Source organism: Pseudosulfitobacter pseudonitzschiae (assembly GCF_002222635.1).
GTDB classification, from domain to species: Bacteria; Pseudomonadota; Alphaproteobacteria; order Rhodobacterales; family Rhodobacteraceae; genus Pseudosulfitobacter; species Pseudosulfitobacter pseudonitzschiae_A.
Genome location: NZ_CP022415.1, coordinates 3,079,247 through 3,093,278, shown reverse-complemented (window position 1 = coordinate 3,093,278; position 14,032 = coordinate 3,079,247). Strand labels below are relative to the sequence as shown.

At 60.1% G+C, this 14,032-nt stretch carries 14 protein-coding genes and 1 tRNA gene; 2 read left to right on the top strand and 13 right to left on the bottom strand.

Annotated elements, in window-relative coordinates; all coding sequences use genetic code 11:
* The 12 genes from lptC to SULPSESMR1_RS15185 all read right to left on the bottom strand — a co-directional run bounded on the left by lptC (position 1) and on the right by SULPSESMR1_RS15185 (position 10,306).
* Positions 1 to 597, bottom strand: a complete 597-nt coding sequence (gene lptC, locus SULPSESMR1_RS15240) for an LPS export ABC transporter periplasmic protein LptC (protein ID WP_089421632.1) — start codon at positions 595 to 597, stop codon at positions 1 to 3.
* A 9-nt stretch (positions 598 to 606) separates the two neighbouring features.
* Entirely contained in the window at positions 607 to 1,575 is a 969-nt protein-coding gene (locus tag SULPSESMR1_RS15235; protein ID WP_089421631.1) for a KpsF/GutQ family sugar-phosphate isomerase, read from the bottom strand.
* Positions 1,572 to 2,186: a ribonuclease D gene (locus tag SULPSESMR1_RS15230; RefSeq protein ID WP_089422351.1), complete on the bottom strand. Its 615-nt coding sequence runs from the start codon at positions 2,184 to 2,186 to the stop codon at positions 1,572 to 1,574. The genes SULPSESMR1_RS15235 and SULPSESMR1_RS15230 overlap by 4 nt, the downstream gene beginning before the upstream one ends.
* 67 nt (positions 2,187 to 2,253) lie before the next feature.
* Positions 2,254 to 3,030 (bottom strand): PaaX family transcriptional regulator C-terminal domain-containing protein, encoded by a 777-nt coding sequence (locus SULPSESMR1_RS15225; RefSeq protein WP_089421630.1) that lies wholly within the window; start codon positions 3,028 to 3,030, stop codon positions 2,254 to 2,256.
* Positions 3,020 to 5,035 carry a phenylacetic acid degradation bifunctional protein PaaZ gene (paaZ, locus tag SULPSESMR1_RS15220; protein ID WP_089421629.1) on the bottom strand — a complete coding sequence of 672 codons (2,016 nt, stop codon included), beginning with the start codon at positions 5,033 to 5,035 and terminating at the stop codon, positions 3,020 to 3,022. Before paaZ ends, SULPSESMR1_RS15225 begins: the two co-directional genes overlap by 11 nt.
* Before the next feature lie 12 nt (positions 5,036 to 5,047).
* Positions 5,048 to 6,112: a 2Fe-2S iron-sulfur cluster-binding protein gene (locus SULPSESMR1_RS15215; RefSeq protein WP_089421628.1), complete on the bottom strand. Its 1,065-nt coding sequence runs from the start codon at positions 6,110 to 6,112 to the stop codon at positions 5,048 to 5,050.
* Positions 6,113 to 6,121: 9 nt separating this feature from the next.
* A complete protein-coding gene (paaD, locus tag SULPSESMR1_RS15210; protein ID WP_089421627.1) occupies positions 6,122 to 6,589 on the bottom strand; it encodes a 1,2-phenylacetyl-CoA epoxidase subunit PaaD in 468 nt (155 codons plus the stop codon).
* On the bottom strand, positions 6,583 to 7,326 hold the full coding sequence (gene paaC / locus SULPSESMR1_RS15205; protein WP_089421626.1) for a 1,2-phenylacetyl-CoA epoxidase subunit PaaC: 744 nt from the start codon (positions 7,324 to 7,326) through the stop codon (positions 6,583 to 6,585). Before paaC ends, paaD begins: the two co-directional genes overlap by 7 nt.
* Positions 7,326 to 7,670, bottom strand: coding sequence for a 1,2-phenylacetyl-CoA epoxidase subunit PaaB (gene paaB, locus SULPSESMR1_RS15200; protein WP_089421625.1), 345 nt, complete (start codon positions 7,668 to 7,670; stop codon positions 7,326 to 7,328). The genes paaC and paaB overlap by 1 nt, the downstream gene beginning before the upstream one ends.
* Positions 7,671 to 7,675: 5 nt before the next feature.
* Complete coding sequence (paaA, locus tag SULPSESMR1_RS15195; protein ID WP_089421624.1) at positions 7,676 to 8,668, bottom strand: 1,2-phenylacetyl-CoA epoxidase subunit PaaA; 993 nt, start codon at positions 8,666 to 8,668, stop codon at positions 7,676 to 7,678.
* A gap of 38 nt (positions 8,669 to 8,706) precedes the next feature.
* Complete coding sequence (gene pcaF, locus SULPSESMR1_RS15190; protein ID WP_089421623.1) at positions 8,707 to 9,909, bottom strand: 3-oxoadipyl-CoA thiolase; 1,203 nt, start codon at positions 9,907 to 9,909, stop codon at positions 8,707 to 8,709.
* A 311-nt stretch (positions 9,910 to 10,220) separates the two neighbouring features.
* A tRNA-Leu gene (locus SULPSESMR1_RS15185) sits at positions 10,221 to 10,306 on the bottom strand.
* A 194-nt stretch (positions 10,307 to 10,500) separates the two neighbouring features.
* Between SULPSESMR1_RS15185 and SULPSESMR1_RS15180 the strand changes: the two genes are divergently transcribed.
* Entirely contained in the window at positions 10,501 to 11,481 is a 981-nt protein-coding gene (locus tag SULPSESMR1_RS15180) for a complex I NDUFA9 subunit family protein (protein ID WP_089421622.1), read from the top strand.
* On the opposite strand, the gene SULPSESMR1_RS15175 is transcribed toward SULPSESMR1_RS15180, so the two are convergent.
* Positions 11,478 to 12,281 (bottom strand): undecaprenyl-diphosphate phosphatase, encoded by an 804-nt coding sequence (locus tag SULPSESMR1_RS15175; RefSeq protein WP_089421621.1) that lies wholly within the window; start codon positions 12,279 to 12,281, stop codon positions 11,478 to 11,480. The two genes, SULPSESMR1_RS15180 and SULPSESMR1_RS15175, sit on opposite strands and share 4 nt — an antisense overlap.
* A 218-nt stretch (positions 12,282 to 12,499) precedes the next feature.
* Between SULPSESMR1_RS15175 and SULPSESMR1_RS15170 the strand changes: the two genes are divergently transcribed.
* On the top strand, positions 12,500 to 13,939 hold the full coding sequence (locus tag SULPSESMR1_RS15170) for an NAD(P)-dependent oxidoreductase (protein WP_089421620.1): 1,440 nt from the start codon (positions 12,500 to 12,502) through the stop codon (positions 13,937 to 13,939).
* Positions 13,940 to 14,032: the final 93 nt, after the last annotated feature.

Sequence of the window (14,032 nt, the reverse complement as noted above, 5' to 3'; positions counted from 1 at the left end):
TTACTCATCTGTTTGTTTCGGATCGTATACCAGCTTCACGCCATTTGTGAAAATCAATTGGGCAGGGCCGTTGCTACGGCTGGAAGATAGCACCATCTGACCCGCTGTCAGGTCGCCAATGCCGCTGGCCGCCTGAACTTGTCCGGGCGATGTCAGCGTGGCTGTTTCCAGATTGGCCTTCAACACATCAGACGTGATTGTATATCCTGTTGATGTGGTGATGACGACGTGGCCGGACAAGTCCATCTGGGACGCAGGAAGATCAAGGCGGGCAGTATCCGCCACCAGATCAATACGGGTGCCGCCGGCCAGATCAACCTTTGCAGTCACATCGGTGGCCTCGTTGCGTTGATCTGCGCCGGTTGTCAGCTTGCCTGCGGCAAAGGACAGACTGTCGCCTGCCTCGGTCGCGCCAGAGAAAAACGGGCCGGTGATCTGCTGGCCTTTCATCCGGGTTTGCACCTCTTCTTCGGCGAATGGAATCGTGCTGACCGGATCGACGGTGCGTGACAGTAAGAACAGGGTCGACAGCAGCGCCAGAGCGGCCAGAGGCAGCAGCACCTTGAGCGTGGCGACCAGTTTTGAATACCAGTCCATGGCGCCGCCTCAGCCCAGACCGACGCGCAGGCAGTCGTGGATGTGCAGCAAACCCAGCGGCGTGGGCGTGTCTTTCTGATCGGTGACGAACAGGCAGGTGATCTTGCGGGTGTTCATCATACCCACTGCCTGTTCGGCCAGAGCATCTGGGCCGATGGTCGTAGGGCCCGCAGTCATCACGTCGCGGGCGGACAGGGCCATCAGGCCGTCAAGATGGCGGCGCAGGTCGCCGTCGGTGATAATGCCAGCCAATGTGCCGTCCGGTCTGGTCACACCGACGACACCAAAGCCTTTACGGCTGATCTCGATCAGCGCCTCGCCCATGCTGGTGTCTTCGGACACCAAGGGCAGCGCGTCGCCCGCGTGCATCAGATCGGCCACGCGGCTAAGTTGCGCACCAAGCTTGCCACCGGGGTGAAAGCCGCGAAAATCTTCGGCGGTAAAGGCGCGATGTTCCATCAGGGCCACCGCCAGCGCATCGCCCAGCGCCAGAGTCATGGTGGTGGATGACGTCGGAACGACACCTGTGCCACATGCCTCTTCGGCGCGGGGCAGGGTGACGATGATATCGCACTGCTTGCCCAGTGCGCTTTCGGGGCGGCTGGTGATGCCGATCAGCGGAATGTCAAAGCGGCGGGTATAGGCGATCAGATCGGCCAGCTCGGGTGCCTCGCCGGAGTTCGAGATGGCAATAACCGCGTCGTGGCTGGTGACCATGCCCAAATCGCCGTGGCTGGCCTCGGCGGGGTGGACAAATTGGGCAGGCGTGCCAGTGCTGGCCAGTGTCGCCGCAATCTTGTGTGCGATATGGCCGGATTTGCCGATGCCGGTGACAATCACCCGACCTGTGGTTTTCAGCAGTTGCTCGACCGCACGGGAAAAGTTGCCATCCAGCGTATCGTGCAACTGGTTCAGCGCCTGCATTTCGATTGCGATGACACGGCGGCCCGTGTCCAGAAAGGGGGTGTTGGTATTCATAAGTGGGCAAAAATATCCGTGTCGGGCCAGCCTGCAATGTCCAGTTTGGCGCGGGTTGGCAGAAAGTCAAAGCAGGACTGGGCAATATCCATCCGGTCCTCGCGCTGCAGCCGCTTGTTCAGCGCCTCGCGCAGACGGTGCAGGTACAAAACATCGGAGGCGGCATAATCCAACTGTGCGTCGGTCAGTTGGGCGGCACCCCAGTCACTGCTTTGCTGATGCTTCGAGATGTCGATGCCCAGCAGCTCTTGCAGCAGATTTTTCAGCCCGTGACGGTCGGTATAGGTGCGGACCAGCTTACTTGCGATCTTGGTGCAATAGACGGGCGCGGTTACTGTGCCAAAGGCATTCAGCATCGCGGCGATGTCAAAGCGGCCAAAGTGGAACAGTTTCAGTACATCGGGGTTTTCCAGTAACGCGCATAGGTTCGGCGCCTCGGTCTGGCCTTTGGCAATTTGCACCATATGGGCATTGCCGTCTCCGCCCGACAGTTGCACCACGCACAGCCGATCGCGGTGCGGGTTCAGGCCCATCGTTTCACAATCAATCGCGACAACCGGACCAAGGTCCAGATCGTCGGGCAGATCGGATTTGTACAAATGATTTGTCATGCCAGTGCTATAGCGCGCCAATGCACGGCGGGAAAGCACATGCCGCGCATTTGCGCCAGTTTGCGCCTTAGTCGTGCAGGTCGTTCAGCGCGGGGCGTGGCAGACGGGCCAGCAGGCCGGTGACCAGCGCGCGGCAGTCATGCCCACGCCACGCGTCGGAATAGACATCGCGCGGCAGGTCGGGGTGTTTCAATACCAGCCGCCGCCAGCCGTGTACGATCAGCGACCGCAGCACACCGATTTGCACAGGGCTGAGGGCGGCGGCATCCAGTTTCAACGCGTCAATCGCCATCAGACGTTCGTGCAGGGCGGCGTAGTCCTGGCTTAGATCTTTGGGTTCGAATTGCGCGCCCAGCCAGCGCGGTGCGGTATCCGCAGGCAGCGCCAGCGCCCCGTCGGGGGCCATCAAATTGTCCGCTCCGATGTAAAGACGCGGCGCCAGCAGGGCAAAGCCCAGCGTCTCCATGTCTTCGCGCGATTCAGAGGTGGCGGTTTCCAGCAGCACCAGTTGCCATCCTTGGGCGGTCTCCTCTGGCGTGCTGTAGATACGCGCACTGGCGGCAAGGCTCAGGCGGCGGCCCGTGCGCGTCAGGCTGTGGTGACTGGTACGGCCTGATTTTACGGATGTGATCCAGTCGTCATTGCGCAAACGGTGCAGCGCGACGCGGGTCGCTTCGGGTTTGATCTGGGCCTCGGCCATCAGGGCGGTCAGCACGGGGCCGTCGATACCTTCGCCTTCGTGTCGTGCAAGATCACCAAAGACGCTGACCAGAACCGACCACACCCGCTGGGTCGCGGTTGCGGTCAGAATGTCCAGTGCGTTGGCGTAGGGATCAGAAGGCATTCATTGTCAGCAGCTCGTATTCTGCCACCTGTTCGTCATCCTGATTGGTCAGGGTGACATGCCAGCGCACTTCGCCGTATTCATCGTTGCGGGGGGTTTTTACCTTGACGCTCAGGCGCACCTTAATGCTGTCGCCAGCTTGTACCGGCTTCATAAACCGCAGGTTGTCCAGCCCCGTGTTGGCCAGAACCGGACCGGGATCGGGTTGAACAAACAGACCCGCTGCAAAGCTGAGCAGCAAATATCCGTGTGCAACGCGTCCGGGGAAGAACGGGTTCGCCTTGGCGGCGGTGTCGTCCATGTGGGCATAGAATGTGTCGCCGGTGAAATGGGCAAAGGTCTCGATGTCATCCAGCGTGATTTCGCGCGCAGGCGAATTGAATGTATCGCCCAGTTCCAGATCGCCGTAGACCCGCGTGAACGGGTGCGGCTTGTCAGCATGTTCGGCAGCACCGGGCACCCAGCGGTTGCCGACGGCGGTCAGAATGTCGGGGCTGCCTTGGATGGCAGTGCGCTGCATATAGTGCATGACGGCGCGGCTGCCGCCCAGCTCTTCACCGCCGCCTGCGCGGCCCGGTCCGCCGTGAACCATGTGTGGCAGGGGCGCGCCGTGGCCTGTCGCCTCGGCCATGCTGTCACGGTTGTTGAAATACAGTCTCCCGTGGAATGCGCCCGCGCCCATCGCCACGGCGCGGGCCACGTCGCCGTCATGGGTGATAACGGATGCGACCAGCGAGCCTTGGCCGCGATTCAGCAGGGCAATGGCGTGGTCCAGATCGCTGTAGCCCATGATGGTTGAAACGGGACCGAACGCCTCGGTGTCATGCACGCGGTTGGCGTTGTCGGGGTTGGCGCAATGAAACAGCATCGGCGGCACGAATGCGCCCTTGCTGTCGGACATTGCGAAATTATCAGGGTCGCCAAAGACACGGGTGGCTTCGGTGCCGATGGCGGCGGCCTTCTCCAGCACGTCGCGTTTCTGTGCGCCGGACACCAGCGGGCCCATGCCTGTCGCGGTATCCCGTGGGTCACCGCTGGTGACATTGGCCAGACCGGCCGAGATCGCCTCGATCACCGCTTGTTCTTGCGCCTGCGGGACCATGATCCGGCGGATGGCGGTGCATTTCTGACCGGCTTTTGCGGTCATCTCGCGTTGGACTTCCTTGACGAACAAATCGAACTCGGGCGTGCCAGGCACCGCGTCGGGGCCCAGTAGAGAAGCGTTCAGGCTGTCCTGTTCGGCGGTGAACCGGACGCTGTTGGACAGGATATTCGCATTTCCGCGCAGTTTCAGCGCGGTGTCGGCGGAACCTGTGAACGTCACCACGTCCTGACAGTCCACATGGTCCAGCATATCGCCCAGACCGCCCGAAACCAGTTGCAACGCCCCCGCAGGCAGCAGGCCGCTGTCCAGCATCAGGCGCACGCAGGCTTCGGTCACATAGCAGGTGGCGGTGGCGGGTTTGATGATCGCGGGCAGACCGGCCAGCAGGGTCGGGGCCAGTTTCTCCAACATGCCCCATACGGGAAAGTTGAATGCATTGATGTGCACCGCGACGCCTTGCAGCGGGGTGCAGATGTGCTGACCCATGAAGGCACCCGACCGGCCCAGTTGTTCGGGCACGCCGTCCAGATAGACATGCGCATCGGGCAGATCACGCCGCCCTTTCGAGGCATAGACCAGCATCGTGCCGATGCCGCCATCGACGTCGATCTGGTGATCGGATCTGGTCGCGCCGGTGTTGTAACTGACACCATAAAGCGCGGGACGATGTTCGCGCAAGTAAAGCGCCAGCGCCTTGAGCATCTTGGCACGGTCGTGGAACGTCATCGCGCGCAAAGCAGGGCCACCCACGTCACGGCCATAGGCCAGCATCCCTTGCACGTCCAAGGCATCGTTGCCCGCATCTGCGATCACATCGCCGGTGATGGCCGACGCGATAGACCGCGCACCGGATCCGGGGGCGATCCACTGACCGGCGGCAAAAGAATGAACGTGTTGCATGGGAAACCCCTGTTAATGCTGGTCGTAGTCCACGACCAATGTGTCGCTGAGCGCATAGCACTGGCAGGTTAGGACAAAGCCTGCCTCGACCTCATAGTCTTCCAGCGCGTGGTTGGTCAGCATTTCATATTCGCCCTCGATCACCTTGGCCTTGCAGGTCGAGCAAACGCCCGCCTTGCAGGAAAAGGGCGCGTCAAGATCGTTGGCCAATGCTGTTTCCAGCACCGATTGATCCTTGGGCATTTCGAACTGGTGGCCCGTGCCGTCGATGATCACGGTGGTGTGCGTGCCTGCCTGACCCTTGGCGCGTTCTTTCAGCTCTTGTTTGGCCAGTTGGCCCTTCTGGCTTTCGCTGAACAGTTCGAACTTGATCTGCCCGTCAGCCAGCCCGTGGGTTTTCAGCGCCTCGGCGATGGCCAGCATCATCGGTTCGGGCCCGCAGATGAACGCGGTGTCGATGTTGCCGATGTCGATCCAGCTTTTAAACAGGGCGGCGCATTTGTCTTGGTCCACGCGGCCGGTAAACAGGTCGATGTCCTGACCGGTTTCCAGAACGTGAATCAGGGTCAACCGGCCCATATAGCGGTTCTTCAGGTCTTCCAGCTCTTCGCGGAACATGATCGTGCCAACCGCGCGGTTGGCATAGATCAGGGTAAAGGTGCTTTCGGGTTCACGGGTCATCACCGTGCGCAGGATCGACAGCACCGGCGTCACGCCAGACCCGCCTGCAAACCCAAGATAGTTCTTTGCCTTTTCCGGTTCGATCGGTGTGTTGAAACTGCCCGAGGGCGGCATGGCGAGCAGCGTATCGCCAACCCTGAGCTCGGTGTTGACAAAGGTCGAAAAAGCGCCGCCATCGACACGTTTGATGCCAACCTGCAACTTGCCATCGTCCAGACCGGTGCAGATCGAATAGTTGCGGCGCAGTTCGGTGCCGTCGAAATCCTGCTTGAACGTCAGGTACTGGCCTTGAGTAAAGGCAAAGGCATCCGGATTTTCCGGTTGCAGGGTCAGAACCACCGCATCGCGGATCGTGTGATGAATGTCGGTGACAGTCAGGGGAAGAAATTGCGCCATTGGGTCAGCCTAGATACATTTGAAATAGTCGAAGGGTTCAAGGCAGTCGGTACAGCGCCATTGCGCCTTGCACGGGGTCGAGCCGAACTGGCTGATCCGCTCGACGGCCTGCGATTTGCAATGCGGACACTGCTGTGGCCCGCCTGCGGCTTGTGGCGGTGCGATGCCGTAGTCTTCCAGCTTGGCGCGGCCTTTGTCGGTCAGCCAGCCGGTGGTCCATGCGGGAGAAAGCTGGCGTTTCAGCTGCAACTTGTCGATGCCGTGTTCACGCAGAGCGGTTTCGATATCCAGATTGATGATCGTCGTCGCAGGGCAGCCTGAATAGGTGGGCGTCACGGTCACGATCAACGTGTCGTCCTGCCATGCCACATCGCGGATGATCCCCAGATCCACCAGTGAAATCACCGGAATCTCGGGGTCGGGGACGGCATCCAGCCACTCCCACACATCCGCGACAGAAGGTTGGACAGTTACCATTTTGCGTCCGGATAGGCACGCGGCAGGAACTGCATCACGGCCAGCATGTGGCCCAGATGTTCGGTGTGGCGCACGCCGGTCTTGCCGCCCTTGTGGGCGAAATCACTGTCGGGGCGGGTCAGGGTCGCCTCGGCCAGAACCGCATTCACGCGGGCATCGAACGCTTCGCGCAGTGGTGCAGGGTCGCAGACGGCGCGGTCGGTCTCGTCAGACAGAAACATCTCGCCCACATAGGGCCACAGACGGTCCAGTGCGGCCTGCATCCGCTTGTGGCTTTCCTCGGTGCCGTCGCCAAGTGCTATCACCGTGTCGGCAGAGCGTTCGGCGTGATAGGTCACCTCTTTCAGCGATTTTTCGGCAATCGCAGAGATCTGTTCATTGTCGTGACCCTTGAGCGCGCGCAGCATTTCGATGTGCCATGCGTCGAACAGGAACTGCCGCATCATCGTGTGGCCAAAATCGCGGTTGGGCTGTTCGACCAGCAGAAGGTTGCGGAAATCCATCACGTCACGGCGATAGGCCAGCGCATCGGCGTTGCGGCCTTGGCCCTCGATCTCGGCTGCGAGACCCAGCCACAGTTGCGTCTGGCCGATCAGGTCGAGCGCGGTGTTGGCAAGGGCTATATCCTCTTCCAGCACGGGCGCATGGCCGCACCATTCGGAAATGCGGTGGCCCAGAACCAAGGTGTTGTCGCCCATGCGGCATGCCCATTCGAACAGTTGTGCGTCACGGGCCATCACATGGTCCCCACTTCTTCGGGTATGTCGAAGAAGGTCGGGTGGCGGTACACTTTGTCATCTGCAGGATCGTACATATGCCCCTTGTCGTCAGGCGACGAGGCGGTGATCTTGCTGGCCTCGACGACCCAGATGCTGACGCCCTCCTTGCGGCGGGTATAGACGTCGCGGGCGTTCTGCATTGCGCGTTCCGCGTCGGGGGCGTGCAGCGATCCGACATGGCGATGGCTCAGACCGTGCTGGCCACGGATGAAGATTTCAAACAGGGGCCATTCGGTGCGGCGCGCGGCACCGTGGGGGGCCGCTTCGGTTGCATTGTAGGCGCTGGATTCAGGGCTGCTCATATCGGTTACTCCGCTGCGAGTTTGGCTGCGCGTTTCTTGTCGGCGTGGGCCAGCATGGCCTCGCGGACCCAGCGGCCTTCGTCCCATGCGCGGTTGCGGTCTTCCAGACGCTCGACAGAACAGGGGCCGTTGCCCTTGAGCACGTCAAAGAATTCGTCCCAATCGGGTTCGGAAAAGTCGTAGCCGCCTTTTTCTTCGTTCCATTTCAGATTTTCGTCGGGAATTGTCAGGCCCAGATAATCGGCCTGCGGGGCTGTCAGGTCGACAAACTTCTGACGCAGCTCGTCGTTCGAGTTCATTTTGATCTTCCACGCCATCGACTGCGCCGAGTGGACCGATTCAGCGTCCGACGGGCCGAACATCATCAGCGACGGATACCAGAACCGGTTCAGCGCATCCTGCGCCATGCGTTTTTGTTCGGGCGTACCCTTGGCCATCTTCATCATGATGTCAAAGCCCTGACGCTGGTGGAACGATTCCTCTTTGCAGATGCGTACCATCGCGCGGGCATATGGGCCGTAGGACGTGCGCTGCAACGGCACCTGATTCATGATCGCGGCACCGTCGACCAGCCAGCCGACGGCGCCCATGTCGGCCCATGTCAGAGTGGGATAGTTGAAGATCGACGAATACTTCATCTTGCCCGACAGCAGATCGCGGGTCATCTGGTCGCGGGTCACGCCCAGCGTTTCCGCCGCGCAATAGAGGTAGAGACCGTGACCGGCCTCGTCCTGTACTTTTGCCAGCAGGATCGCCTTGCGTTCAAGCGTGGGCGCGCGGGTGATCCAGTTGCCCTCGGGCAGCTGACCGACGATTTCGGAATGGGCGTGTTGCCCGATCTGGCGGATCAGCGTCTTGCGATAGCCGTCCGGCATCCAGTCCTTCGGTTCGATCTTGCCGCCTGCGTCGATACGCTCCTGAAAGGCGCGTTCCTGCGGGTCCATCTGATCGAGGGAGCGGACGCCCTCGCCTGTGGATTTCACCATTTGTGCATACATCGTTCAAACCTTTCGTCGGTCAGAAGGGCGGGGGGTTATCAGACCCGCTCGAGGATAAGCGCGACACCTTGGCCGACGCCCACGCACATGGTGCACAGCGCATAGCGCCCGCCCGTGCGTTTCAATTGATAGGCTGCCGTCATCACCAGACGTGCACCTGACATGCCCAGCGGGTGACCGATTGCAATCGCGCCGCCGTGGGCGTTCACGCGCGGATCGTCGTCGGCCACACCCAGCGCACGCAGGGTCGCGAGACCTTGGGACGCAAAGGCTTCGTTCAGTTCGATCACATCCATTTGGTCGATGGTCAGACCGGCGCGTTTCAGAACCTTTTCACAGGCCGGAATCGGACCGATGCCCATCACGCGCGGCGCGACCCCTGCAGCGTTCATCGCCACGACGCGTGCCATCGGTGTCAGGCCGTTCTTCGCCGCCGCTGCTTCTGATGCCAGCAGCAGCGCCGCAGCGCCGTCATTCACGCCAGAAGCATTGCCAGCCGTCACGGACAGGTCGGTGCCGTTAATCGGGCGCAACTTGCCCAGCGCATCCAGCGTAGTGCCGGGGCGGGGGTGTTCGTCGGTGTCGACGACGATTGCATCGCCCTTGCGCTGCGGGATCGTTACGGGACTGATTTCATCGGCGAAAAGACCGGCTTCCTGTGCTGCGGCCCAGCGTTCTTGCGAACGGGCGGCAAAGGCGTCCTGATCGGCACGGTTCACATCGTAATCGGCGGCGACGTTGTCGGCGGTCTCGGGCATCGAGTCGACGCCATATTGCGCCTTCATTTTGGGGTTCACAAAACGCCAGCCGATGGTGGTGTCGAAAATCTCGGCGGCGCGGCTGAAGGCGCTGGTGGCTTTGCCCATGACAAAGGGCGCGCGGCTCATGCTTTCGACACCGCCTGCGATGGCCATGTCCAGATCGCCCGCCTTGATGCCGCGTGCGGCAAGGCCCACGGCATCCATGCCAGAGGCGCACAGGCGGTTGATCGTCGATCCGGGCACATCCACGGGCAGACCTGCCAGCAATGCGGCCATCCGCGCCACGTTCCGGTTGTCTTCGCCTGCTTGGTTGGCGCAGCCAAAGATCACATCATCGACGCTGGCCCAATCCACATCGGCGTTGCGCGCCATCAGCGCGGCAATGGGTGCCGCAGCCAAATCGTCGGCCCGCACGGCCGACAGTGCGCCACCGTATCGTCCGATGGGTGTGCGCTGTGCGTCACAGATGAAAGCAGTCATGGAAGTCTCCCAAGGTGTTAATTTCAACCTAACCAAACCGGCGATTCGAAGCAATGTAAATGTTACCGAAGATGTATGGGTGTCGATAAATCCGTAACGTATCGGCTTGATGCTGAAACATGGAACATGCAAAGCGCGGTGCAAGCGGCTGCACAACAGAGGCATATCAGCGCCAAAGGTGATGTTGTCAGGCTGATCGCGCCAAGGGTAACCGTGTGATATGCAGGTTCTCAGGCGAAAAAGGCGGATAATATGCCAAATAACGCACTGGTTTCAGCGTGCTTGCATCAAGGTAATATGTTTGGGAAAAGTGGTGCCCAGAAGAGGACTCGAACCTCCACGTCCTTGCGGACACTAGCACCTGAAGCTAGCGCGTCTACCATTCCGCCATCTGGGCACGGGTGGTGTCGCGTCGTTTAGGCAAGGTCTGGGTGGGTGTCAAACAGATTCTCGTCGGAATTTCAGGTTCAGCCCTGAAGTTTTCGCGAAATTCGCCCGCCGACAGTGAAACCGTGCCAATTTGCCGTCTTGTCTGGCGGGGGCCCGCCCGTTAGACCCGAATGCAACGAATTGCCCTAAGGAGCTTTTGCGATGTCCAAGCTGGTCACTATCTACGGCGGGTCCGGATTTGTCGGGCGCTATATTGCGCGTCGCATGGCCAAGGCGGGGTGGCGCGTCCGCGTCGCTGTGCGCCGTCCGAATGAGGCGATCTTTGTCAAACCCTATGGCGTTGTAGGTCAGGTCGAACCGGTGCTGTGCAACATCCGCGACGATGCGTCAGTGGCCGAAGTGATGATGGGGGCCGATGCGGTGATCAACTGTGTGGGTATTCTGACGCCCAACGGCAAGAACACCTTTGACAGTGTCCAGTCGGAGGGTGCGGCCCGTGTGGCGCGCATCGCGGCGCAGCAGGGCGTCAGGAAGATGGTCCAGATTTCGGCCATTGGTGCCGATGCAGATGCCGACAGCGACTATGCCCGTACCAAGGCCGAGGGCGAGGCTGGCGTGCTTGAGCATTTGCCTGATGCTGTGATCCTGCGCCCTTCTATCGTGTTCGGCTCCGAGGATGACTTCTTTAACAGGTTTGCTGGCATGACCCGCATGAGCCCGATCCTGCCTGTTGTGGGCGCTGATACAAAATTCCAACCGGTCTACGTCGAGGATGTTGCCCGCGCCGCCGAGGCCGCGTTGACCCGTGATGATGTGTCGGGCGTGTATGAACTTGGCGGGCCGGATGTGGATACGTTCCGCGAGTTGATGACCCAGATGCTGGAGATCATCCGCCGTCGCCGCATCGTTATGAACATGCCTTTTGGCATTGCGCGCATCGTCGCCTTCTTTGCGGGTTTGGGGCAAACGCTGACTTTGGGCATCGTCAAGGCGCCGATCACCGCCGATCAGGTCAAGAACCTGCGCAATGACAATGTTGTCAGCGATGGTGCGCGCGGCTTTGCCGAACTGGGGATCGAACCTATGGCGATGGAATCGGTGTTGCCAGACTATCTGTGGCGCTTCCGTCCGTCGGGCCAGTACGATGCGATCAAGGAAAGCGCGAAGAATCTGCGCGCTTAACTATACGCCCACCACAGCAGGAACAGCCCGAAGACGATGCGGTAGATCACGTAAGGTGTGAAATCGACGCTTTTCAGCAGGCGCATCATCAGCTTCAGCGACAAAAGGGCCGCGACAAAGGCAAAGGCGGCGGCAATGCCGCCATCTCGGGCCAGCGCCCAATCGGCCTGATCCACCACATCGACGCCCAAAAGCACGCCGGACGCCATGATTGTCGGAATCGACATCAGCATTGACAGGGTGGCTGCCGATTTACGGTCATAGCCCAGCTTGCGCGCTGCCGTGATGGTGATGCCCGAACGCGATGTGCCCGGGATCAGGGCGATCACCTGTGCCAGTCCCATTTTTATGGCATCGGGCAACGTCCATTCTTCCTTGATCTTTGTCGTCTCGCCGGTGCGGTCGGCCCAATAGAGTACGATCCCGAAGCCGATCATCGTCCAGCCGATGACGGCAACAGACCTCAGCGCTTCGTCCAGACCTGTGACCTTGATGGCCAGCCCGACGATCATCACCGGAATGGTCGAGATAATCAGGCAAAAGGCAAGAAATGCGCCGGGGGTGTCGATCTTACCGCGTGCCAGCCGGCCCAGACCCACCAAGGCGCTGCGCACGTCACCCCAAAAGAACAGGATTACCGCAAGCAAAGTCCCCAAATGCACGGCGACATCAATCGCGAGGCCTTGGTCCTCTGCACCCGAGAGCGCGGGCAGCAGGATCAGATGGCCCGAGCTGCTGATGGGAAGGAATTCGGTGATGCCCTGGATGACGGCTGCGATCAGCAAATAGTACAATGACATGGTCGTCCCCAATGGCCGCGATGAGGGTGGTATAAATGGTGCGAATCAAATTGAAAGATGCTTTTTAGGTCCGAATCGGAACTAAAAAGGCTTAGTTGCTCACCGATCGCCGCGGTGGAGGTCAAAAAATACATATATAAGTCAGCAATGCTGCCTTTTAATGCCCAAGCAGTTCCTTTATGACGCCCGCAGAGGACCCCAAGCAAGGTAGGTAATCCATGGCCAAGCAGCCGATGCTGAAATTCGTGACCGTTGAACGGGACATGCCGGAAAAGCGTGCAGCCGAACAGCGCCGCGAAGATTTCAATGAAATCTACGCCGAGTTTGCACAATCCAAGGCCAAGGAACAATCGGGCCGTTGCAGCCAGTGTGGTGTGCCATATTGCCAGACGCATTGTCCGTTGCACAACAACATCCCCGACTGGTTGCGGTTGACCGCCGAGGGACGACTGAAAGAGGCCTATGAGATCAGTCAGGCCACAAACACCTTTCCCGAGATTTGCGGCCGCATCTGCCCGCAAGACCGTCTTTGCGAAGGCAACTGCGTCATCGAACAATCCGGCCACGGCACCGTCACCATCGGAGCGGTCGAAAAATACATTACTGACACCGCGTGGGAAGAGGGTTGGGTTCTGCCGATCAAACCAGCGCAGGAACGTGCCGAAAGCGTTGGCATCATCGGCGCAGGCCCCGGTGGTCTGGCGGCGGCGGATGTGCTGCGCCGTGCAGGTGTGCAGGTCACGGTATACGACCGCTATGACCGCGCGGGCGGATTGATGACCTATGGCATCCCCGGCTTCAAGTTAGAAAAAGACGTGGTGATGCGCCGCAACGACCAGCTGGCCCAAGGCGGTGTGACGTTCGAATTGAATTGTAATGTGGGCGAAGACATCAGCTTTGCCGATCTGCGTACCAAGCATGACGCGATCATCATCGCCACAGGTGTTTACAAAAGCCGTGATCTGACCGTGCCCAACAGCACGTCCAAGGGCGTGGTGCGCGCGATTGATTTCCTGACCGCCAGCAACCGCAAAAGCTTTGGCGACGCCGTGCCGGAATTTGACAGCGGCGCGTTGAATGCCCAAGGTAAGCGTATCGTGGTTATCGGCGGTGGCGACACTGCGATGGACTGTGTCCGCACGTCGATCCGTCAGGGTGCGACGTCGGTGAAATGTTTGTATCGCCGCGATCGCGTAAACATGCCGGGCAGCCAGCGCGAAGTGCAAAACGCCGAGGAAGAAGGCGTGGTGTTCGAATGGTTGAGTGCGCCCAAGGGCTTTACCGAAGATGGTGGCAAGGTCAGCGGTGTGATGGTTCAAAAGATGCGTTTGGGGGCAGCCGATGCCACAGGCCGTCAGTCACCCGAGATCATCGAAGGTGCCGACTACGTTGAAGACGCTGACATCGTTATCATGGCGCTGGGCTTTGAACCCGAGGCGCTGCCGACATTGTGGGACCAGCCCGAACTGGAAGTGACCCGTTGGGGCACAGTCATGGCCGAATTTACCTCGGGCAAAACTGCGATGAACGGGGTCTATGCCGTTGGTGACATCGTGCGCGGCGCGTCGCTGGTGGTTTGGGCCATCCGTGACGGACGCGATTGTGCCAACGCAATTCTGAATGAACTGGCGACGCCTAAACAAGTTGCAGCAGAATAAACGCTGTAACAGTTCGCACGGCAAGCCAGCCTGTCAATATTCAATACCAGTGCAGGACGACCGTCAGCGTCGTCCGGACACGCCCCAGACAAT